The sequence below is a fragment of the Bradyrhizobium denitrificans genome, assembly GCF_013179005.1.
Classification (GTDB): domain Bacteria; phylum Pseudomonadota; class Alphaproteobacteria; order Rhizobiales; family Xanthobacteraceae; genus Bradyrhizobium; species Bradyrhizobium denitrificans.
In genome coordinates this window covers 189,160-196,433 of the sequence record NZ_JABFDP010000017.1, presented here as the reverse complement: position 1 = coordinate 196,433, position 7,274 = coordinate 189,160, and the positions used below count along the sequence as shown (strand labels likewise).

6 protein-coding genes and 2 pseudogenes are annotated in these 7,274 nt (G+C 64.5%); 6 read left to right on the top strand and 2 right to left on the bottom strand.

The genetic code is table 11. The features are described 5' to 3' along the window. Positions 1-383 (top strand): annotated as a pseudogene (locus HL671_RS20405) (ABC transporter substrate-binding protein); the annotation flags it as partial. A 238-nt stretch (positions 384-621) separates the two neighbouring features. On the opposite strand, the gene HL671_RS38810 reads toward HL671_RS20405, so the two are convergent. Beyond that, positions 622-753: a hypothetical protein gene (locus HL671_RS38810; RefSeq protein WP_256374667.1), complete on the bottom strand. Its 132-nt coding sequence runs from the start codon at positions 751-753 to the stop codon at positions 622-624. A 220-nt stretch (positions 754-973) separates the two neighbouring features. Here HL671_RS38810 and HL671_RS20400 point away from each other — a divergent pair. Then, positions 974-2,628, top strand: a pseudogene (locus tag HL671_RS20400) (ABC transporter substrate-binding protein). 178 nt (positions 2,629-2,806) lie between these two features. On the opposite strand, the gene HL671_RS20395 reads toward HL671_RS20400, so the two are convergent. Next, on the bottom strand, positions 2,807-4,207 hold the full coding sequence (locus HL671_RS20395; RefSeq protein WP_172238016.1) for a methyl-accepting chemotaxis protein: 1,401 nt from the start codon (positions 4,205-4,207) through the stop codon (positions 2,807-2,809). Positions 4,208-4,397: 190 nt separating this feature from the next. On the opposite strand from HL671_RS20395, the gene HL671_RS20390 reads away from it, so the two are divergent. The 4 genes from HL671_RS20390 to HL671_RS38955 all read left to right on the top strand — a co-directional run bounded on the left by HL671_RS20390 (position 4,398) and on the right by HL671_RS38955 (position 7,257). Further along, positions 4,398-4,727 (top strand): ArsR/SmtB family transcription factor, encoded by a 330-nt coding sequence (locus HL671_RS20390; RefSeq protein ID WP_172238013.1) that lies wholly within the window; start codon positions 4,398-4,400, stop codon positions 4,725-4,727. Further along, the gene (locus tag HL671_RS20385) at positions 4,720-5,205 is read left to right on the top strand and encodes an SRPBCC family protein (RefSeq protein ID WP_246705897.1); all 486 of its coding nucleotides are present in this window, start codon (positions 4,720-4,722) and stop codon (positions 5,203-5,205) included. Before HL671_RS20390 ends, HL671_RS20385 begins: the two co-directional genes overlap by 8 nt. 28 nt (positions 5,206-5,233) lie before the next feature. Continuing rightward, positions 5,234-5,893, top strand: coding sequence for a glutathione S-transferase family protein (locus HL671_RS20380; protein WP_172238010.1), 660 nt, complete (start codon positions 5,234-5,236; stop codon positions 5,891-5,893). 353 nt (positions 5,894-6,246) lie between these two features. Next, positions 6,247-7,257 (top strand): helix-turn-helix domain-containing protein, encoded by a 1,011-nt coding sequence (locus HL671_RS38955; RefSeq protein ID WP_168167916.1) that lies wholly within the window; start codon positions 6,247-6,249, stop codon positions 7,255-7,257. Positions 7,258-7,274 lie beyond the last annotated feature (17 nt).

Genomic DNA, 7,274 nt, shown 5'->3' with positions numbered 1-7,274 from the left:
ACTGGCAGACCGTGGTGACGCGCCGCGCCAGCCAGAAGCCGGTCAAGGACGGCGGCTGGAACATGTTCTTCACCAACTGGGTCGGTGCCGACGTCGCCAATCCCGTCGTCAACGTCTCTGTCGGCGGCCGGGGCACCAAGGGCGGCTGGTTCGGCTGGGCCGAGGATGCCGAGATCGAGAAGCTGCGCGACGGCTATGCGCGCGCGTCTTCGCCGGACGAGCAGAAGAAGATCGCCGCCGAGATCCAGAAGCTGAACTATGAGCACGTGATCTACATCCCGCTCGGCCAGTACCTCCAGCCGAGTGTCTGGCGCAAATCCTTGACCGGCGTGCTGGACGGTCCGGCGACGCCGGTGTTCTGGAACATCGACAAGAAGGAGTAGGCCGGCGTCGTGATCTGGATGAGCAGCGGCTTTCGCCGGTGATGGCGCAGGCTGTTGCTCATGCGGAGACCGATCTGACTGGATCGACGCGGCCTGCTTGGAGCCAAGATCGCGCCCCGCGTCATTGCGAGCACAGCGACGCCGCCCTCGCAATGACGGCGGAGAGCAGGCGGGAGCCCGCAATCGCGATCGCCCACGCGACTTCGCACCCTGTCGCCCATGAGCGACCTGGCCCTCATCAACAATGTGGATCGCGGACGGCCTCCACGCCGTCGACGATCAGTGGCGGCGTGACCGGATCCTGGGATGGCGGCCGAGGCGGCGGCGGTGTCGGGCGATTGCGCTCGGGGGCGGCGGCTTGGTTGGGCATCAAGAGCTCCTTGCGTTGGCTGGAAAACGAGCGAGCAGCCGCCGAGTTCCAGAACGCGGGACGTGATCGTCACGCCGGCATGCCATGCATCGTTGGTCGTCGCCGCCCATGCGTCTCTGGCGATTGACGCGCGGGGGAACTGCTGCAAGTCTCGGCGATGAAGGACGGCTTGCGCCTGCGCCAAGCGGTTCGATGAAAGCTTCACGTCAAGAGAGATCGCATGTCACATTCTCCGCGCCGGTCGTCCTCCGCGCTCGTTTCATGGCTCGTCGCCTCAGTCATGGCGCTGTCCTCGGCAGGGCTCGCGCCGGGGGCACTCGCGGCCGGCAAGAAGACGATCACGGCGGTGATGCATTCCGATCTGCGCGTGATCGATCCGGTGTTCACGCCGGCCTACATCACCCGCGATCACGGCTACATGGTCTACGACACCTTGCTCGGCACCGACGCCAATTTCCAGGTGCAGCCGCAGATGGCGGAATGGAAGGTCTCGGACGACAAGCTCACTTACACTTTCACTCTGCGCGACGGCCTGAAATGGCACGACGGCACGCCGGTCACTGCGGAGGACTGCATCGCCTCGTTGAAGCGCTGGAGCGTCAATGACAGCATGGGCCAGAAGCTGATGGAGGCGACGGCCTCGCTCGAGGCCACCGATGCCAAGACGATCACGCTGAAGCTGAAGCAGCCTTACGGCCTGGTTCTGGAATCGATCGGCAAGCCGTCGTCCTACGTGCCGTTCATGATGCCGAAGCGTCTGGCCGAAACGCCGGCCAATCAGCAGATCACCGAGCAGGTCGGTTCCGGCCCGTTCAAATTCGTGAAGAGCGAATTCCAGCCCGGCGTGAAGGCGATCTATGAGAAGAACACCGACTACGTGCCGCGCAAGGAGCCGCCGAGCTGGACGGCCGGCGGCAAGGTGGTGAAGGTCGACCGCGTCGAATGGATCTCGATGCCCGATGCGCAGACGGCGGTGAATGCGCTGCAGGCCGGCGACATCGACTTCATGGAATTTCCGCCGATGGATCTGGAGCCGGTGCTGGCCGCCAATCCCGATCTCACCATGAACGTGCTGAACAAGTTCGGCTATCAAACGCTGGGCCGGATGAACTTCCTGTTTCCGCCATTCGACAATGTGAAGCTGCGCCGCGCGGCGTTCCTGGCGCTGAACCAGAAGGACGTGCTCGACGCGCTGGTCGGCACGCCGAAATTCTACCGCGTCTGCGGCGCGGTGTTCGGCTGCGGCACGCCGCTCGAGACCGATGTCGGCTCAGAGACCCTGGTCAAGGGCAATGGCGTCGAGCAGGCCAAGAAGCTGCTCGCCGAGGCCGGCTACGACGGCACGCCGGTGGTCATCCTGGCGCCCGGTGATGCGATCACCTTGAAGGCCCAGCCGGTCGTCGCCGCGCAGCTGTTGCGCGCCGCCGGCTTCAAGGTCGATCTTCAGACCACCNGTTGCGCGCCGCCGGCTTCAAGGTCGATCTTCAGACCACCGACTGGCAGACCGTGGTGACGCGCCGCGCCAGCCAGAAGCCGCCGAAGGAAGGCGGCTGGAACATGTTCTTCACCAATTCGGTGATCGCCGATTCCGGCAATCCGATCGGCAGCACCTTTGTCAGCGCCCGCGGCCAGAAGAGTCCGTTCGGCTGGCCGAACGATCCGAAGATCGAGGAGCTGCGCGACGCCTTTGCCCGCGCTCCCGGCCTTGCCGAGCAGAAGAAGATCGCCGCCGATATTCAGCAGGAGATCTACGATCAGGTGATCTACGTCCCGCTGGGCCAGTGGTTCGCACCGAGCGCCTGGCGGAAATCGATCACCGGCATGTTGGAAGGGCAGGCGGTGCCCGTGTTCTGGAACGTCGACAAGAGCGAATAAGGTGGCCTTGCTTGCGAGCAGGGGCATTCCCGGCCGATGGGCGCGGCCGTGACGGCCGAACCCCGGCGCCTGGCGATGCGGATGGTACAGGGAGACCCCGCATGTCGCTGTCGTCAGCGCGGTTCGCGCGCGCTGGCTATCGCTCATGCGGGCTGCAAGAGACTATGCGAGACGAGGCTTATACTCTGATCTGATCCAGCGCCGCCAGCACCTCGGTCGAGGCGATCTCGACCTTGCCGATCTCGTTGAGCGCCTCGTCGATGTGGCCCGCGCTGAACAGCCGCGCGGCTTCCTTGCCGTGGCGGTGCACCGCTTCATGCGGGCGTTCGAGGCGGCGGAATGCGGCGTCGCCGGCGAGGCGCTGGCCGGCCTCGCCATAGTACCATTTGCCGAGACGGCAATTGTGATGGTCACTGAGTTCGTCGGTCCTGAGCTGCAGCCGACCGACGGACATGTCGACCAGCCGCTTCTTCCAGATCACGTGGTCGGCCTTGGCGAGCCGCACCACCTGATTGTCGAGTGAGAGCTTGGCGATCTCGTTCAGCATGTTGCCGACCTTCGCATCGGTCTTGCCCATCGTGTCGGCCAGCGACATCACCTCGTTCGCATTGGCCGTGGCCAGATCCGCGATGAGGGTGATGCCCTGCGCCACCTCGTCGGTGGCCGCGTTCTGCTCGGTGAGAATGCCGGAGATCTCGTCCATCTTGGCGCTGACCATGGCGGTGCGGGTTCCGGCCTCGTCGATGGTCTGTGCCAGATTGGTCATTTCGGTCATGCCGATCTCGACGGCCTTGGCTCCGCCGGCCATCGCCTCGACGATGCCGCTCATCTCCGCCTGCAGCCGTTCGATGCGGCCCTTGATGTCCTCGGTGGCCTTCGTGGTCTGCTGTGACAGGTTCTTCACCTCGGCGGCGACGACGGCAAAACCCCTGCCGAACTCGCCCGCGCGTGCGGCTTCGATGGTGGCGTTCAGCGCCAGCAGATTGGTCTGATTGGCGATCGCATCGATGGTGCCGACGATCGAGCCGATCTCTGCCGAGGCCGCGCTGAGATCGGCGATCTTGGACGAGGTGTCCCGCACCGAGCTCGCAATTCCGTTCATGGTCTGCAGCGTGTGACGCACCGCCGTCACGCTATCCTCCACCGCCCGCCTGGTCGCGGCCGCCTCATTGGCTGCTACGGTCGTCGTCGCGCTGATGGTCTGGACCGAGGCCTGCAGCTCGACCGACGCGGAGGCAAGACTCTGGCAGCGCTCCGATTGATTGTTCGAGGCGCCGATCAGGCGCGCGGCGCTGATCGAGGCCTCGTTGCTGTTGATGCAGAGATCGACGATGGAATCCAGATCCTGGGAGGCGCGCGCGGCAAGCGCAGCGCTCAGGCGATGGATTGCCTCGATGAGTTCAGGCTTGATCTTGGCGCGCAGCGCTGCCGCGTTGAGATCGGCGACGTCGCGGTCGAGCTTGCCCGCGGCCCAGTCGTCGAGGCACTGCGCCAAAGTGTCCTGGAAGGCCTCGAGCGCGGCGTCCAACAGGGCAGGAGCATCCGTTTGGTCGTTCTTGCGGCTGCGGAAACCCAGCATGTGTCCTCTCCAGCGATGACCGCTGCACGCGTTGCATGCCGTCGACTCGGCTGGCGGCGACCCTCGGCTCCAACTTGCTGGCAGTTTGGTTACCAAATGGTTTCCCGCTGCAACTGCCGGTGGTGAGATCTGCTCGGCCTTGCTTTGGCGACGCGCTTGACATGATGTAAGCTGTAACTTACGGTAAGCCATGGCTTACGGAACGACATTGACCGTGCTTGCAGATCCGACGCGGCGGCAGGTGTTCGAGCGCCTTCGCGACGGCCCTCGGCCGGTCAACGCCATTGCGGCGGGATTGCCGGTGTCGCGGCCCGCGGTGTCGCAGCATTTGAAGGTGTTGAAGGACGCTGGCCTGGTCGAGGAGCACAGCGAAGGCGCCCGTCGCATCTACGCGCTGCGAAGGGAAGGGCTCGCCGAGCTGCGTGAGTGGCTCGATGGCTTCTGGGACGATGCCCTGCTGGCGTTCAAGATCGAAGCGGAGCGATCGCACCGGCAGATGAAAGGCAAGACGGATGAATGAGCGAGCGATGATCGCGCCGGTGCAGAAGCAGGTCCGTGTCAGGGCGCCGATCGACCATGCCTTCGCGGTCTTCACCAGCGGTCTGACGCAATGGTGGCCGCATACGCATGGCGTCGGCCGAAAGCCGATCAGCAAAGTGCTGATGCAGCCCAGGCTCGGCGGCCGCTGGCTGGAGATCGCCGAGGACGGTACCGAGACGGCGGTCGCGACCATTACGCTCTGGGAGCCGCCGCATCGCTTCGTCATGCTGTGGCAGGTCGATGCGCAATGGAAGCCGGATGCGGCGATGCGTTCGGAGGTCGATGTGCGCTTCTTCGCCGAGACCGCCGAGACAACGCGGGTCGAGCTGCTGCACCACAGATTCGAGACGATGGGCGAGGCGGCCGGCGCATCGATGCGCAGGGATGTGGATGGCGGCTGGCCGGGCCTGCTGCAGCGCTTCGTGGCAGCGGCGGAACACCAGGCTACGCCGTCTTGAGCAACTCATCATCAACGTGGAGATCGTGATGTCCGAGTTCGTCGTTCACTCCGTGCCGGGAAGTCCGTTTGGGCGCAGCGTGCTGATTGCGCTGGAAGAGAAAGGCGCACGGTATCGGCTCGCGGCGCTGGCGCCGGGCGACTCCAACACGCCGGCTCATCTCGCGCGCCATCCGTTCGGCCGCGTGCCGACGCTCGATCACGACGGCTTCGTGCTCTACGAGACCCAGGCCATCCTGCGCTATCTCGATCGCGTGTGTCCCGAGCCTGTCCTGACGCCCGCCGATCTGAGGCAGGCGGCGCGGATGGATCAGGTGATGAACATCAGCGACTGGTACCTGTTTCAAGGTGTCTGCAGCGTCATCGCCTTTCAGCGCATCGTCGGCCCGCAGCTCTTCGGCACCACGCCGGATGAAGCTGTGATCGAGCGTGCCATGCCGCAGGCCCGGACCGTGTTCGCGGAGCTGTCGCGGCTGCTCGGAGACCAGCCCTTCATGGCCGGCGGGCAGCTGTCGCTCGCCGACCTCCAGGTCGCGCCGCAGGCGAGCTTCTTGTCGTTGACGCCGGAATGGACGAGCTTGACCGCCGCCTATTCCAATCTCGTCGCGTGGATCGAACGGCTGGAGGCACGGCCGAGCTTCCAGGCCACCACCATGGCGCGCTTGATGGCCGGTGCGGGAGCGGCCTGAGATCAGCACGCCGCGGCCGTGCTGATGAGAATGATCCGGCCGCGGCGGCGGGACTCTTGATGAGCCGAGCCGGTGCGGACTGATCCCTGCAGTTGCAGGCGCACAAGAGAGGTGCATTGCCGCCTCGCCCGGGGCGCGGTTCGTGCGCTCCTCGCACCCTGCGCCAGCCCCGATCGGCGGTGTTCCGGCCTTATTGATTATTGCTGGCATCAAGGCTAGCGTTTGCGATCGGCATCCGGACTTCAGGATCCGCATCTGCGTCGAGCTGGGGGCGCTTTGCTGATCGCCGGAGAGTTGAGCGTGCAACTCGCATGACCATGCGGAAAAGCGCCCTACGACCGGAGGGACTGTCAGTGCCGCCTGAATCCCAGCCTCTACAGACGTTCGCGCCACGCTTCGTATTGCGGCAATCGGAGGATGCCCTCGATCAGGTGAAGAGTCTGGGCGGATGGAAAATTCGCCTGCAGCAACTCTCGCCGGGGCGGCTGAAAGCCGAGGTTGCTGGGCTGCATCTCGATAATATTCAATTCATTCGCGAGCGGACGACGCAGGCGCTGTTGAAGGAAGTGGAGACAGGCGACGATCAGATCGTTTTCTCGCAGCCTCTGCAGGCGTCCGGGCCGGGCTACGTCAATGGCCACATGATCGGGTACCCAGACCCTTGTCTGCTCGGCGGCGGAATCCTTCCGTCCATTCGGACCCCGCAATATCTCGATGTCGCGAGCTTGGCGGTCGACAAGGCCCACCTCCTGCGTTGGTTGACAGAGCTCGGCGAATCCGAATTGGCCGACACGCTGATCAGTAAGCGACAACTTGCTTGTCTGCAACTCGAGCCGACGAGTCTGTCGATCGTCAAGGATGTGAGTCTCCAGCTTTGCGGCGACAGCGGCATCACCGAGCGGGTTTTGGATTTCGAACAATGCCGGCGCACGCTCGAGGACGATTTGTTGCATGCCTTTATGCGATCTTTGCGCGTGTCGCGACGACGGTCGTTGACGAGCTTGACCTTGCAACGCCGCTTGGCAGATCGCGCCCGGGAGCTCGTTCTGGCCTGTCCAGACGCGGCGCCGACCATTTCCGATCTGTGCCGGCAACTCGGTGTCAGCCGCCGGAGCTTGCAGGACGGCTTTCAGGGAGCATTCGGGTTGGCCCCGACGCAATTCCTGCGTGTGGTTCGACTCAACGCCGTTCGCCGTGAACTGCGGGCATTGGCCGGCAACAGCGTGCAGCCCTCGATCGGAGATATCGCGGCGCGGTGGGGGTTCTGGCATTGGAGCCGCTTTACCTCCTACTATCGTGGGTTGTTCGGCGAGCTGCCCTCCGAAACTTTTCGGCGGTTCGGGGCACGGGCGAAGCGGGACTAATCGTCGTTTCACGCCGG

Bases quoted from the DNA above. Each gene is read 5' to 3' on its own strand.
- HL671_RS20385 (WP_246705897.1), top strand. From the start codon at position 4,720: ATGAATGAGCGAGCGATGATCGCGCCGGTGCAGAAGCAGGTCCGTGTC.
- HL671_RS20380 (WP_172238010.1), top strand. From the start codon at position 5,234: ATGTCCGAGTTCGTCGTTCACTCCGTGCCGGGAAGTCCGTTTGGGCGC.
- HL671_RS38810 (WP_256374667.1), bottom strand. From the start codon at position 753: ATGCCCAACCAAGCCGCCGCCCCCGAGCGCAATCGCCCGACACCGCCG.
- HL671_RS20390 (WP_172238013.1), top strand. From the start codon at position 4,398: ATGGCTTACGGAACGACATTGACCGTGCTTGCAGATCCGACGCGGCGG.
- HL671_RS20395 (WP_172238016.1), bottom strand. From the start codon at position 4,207: ATGCTGGGTTTCCGCAGCCGCAAGAACGACCAAACGGATGCTCCTGCC.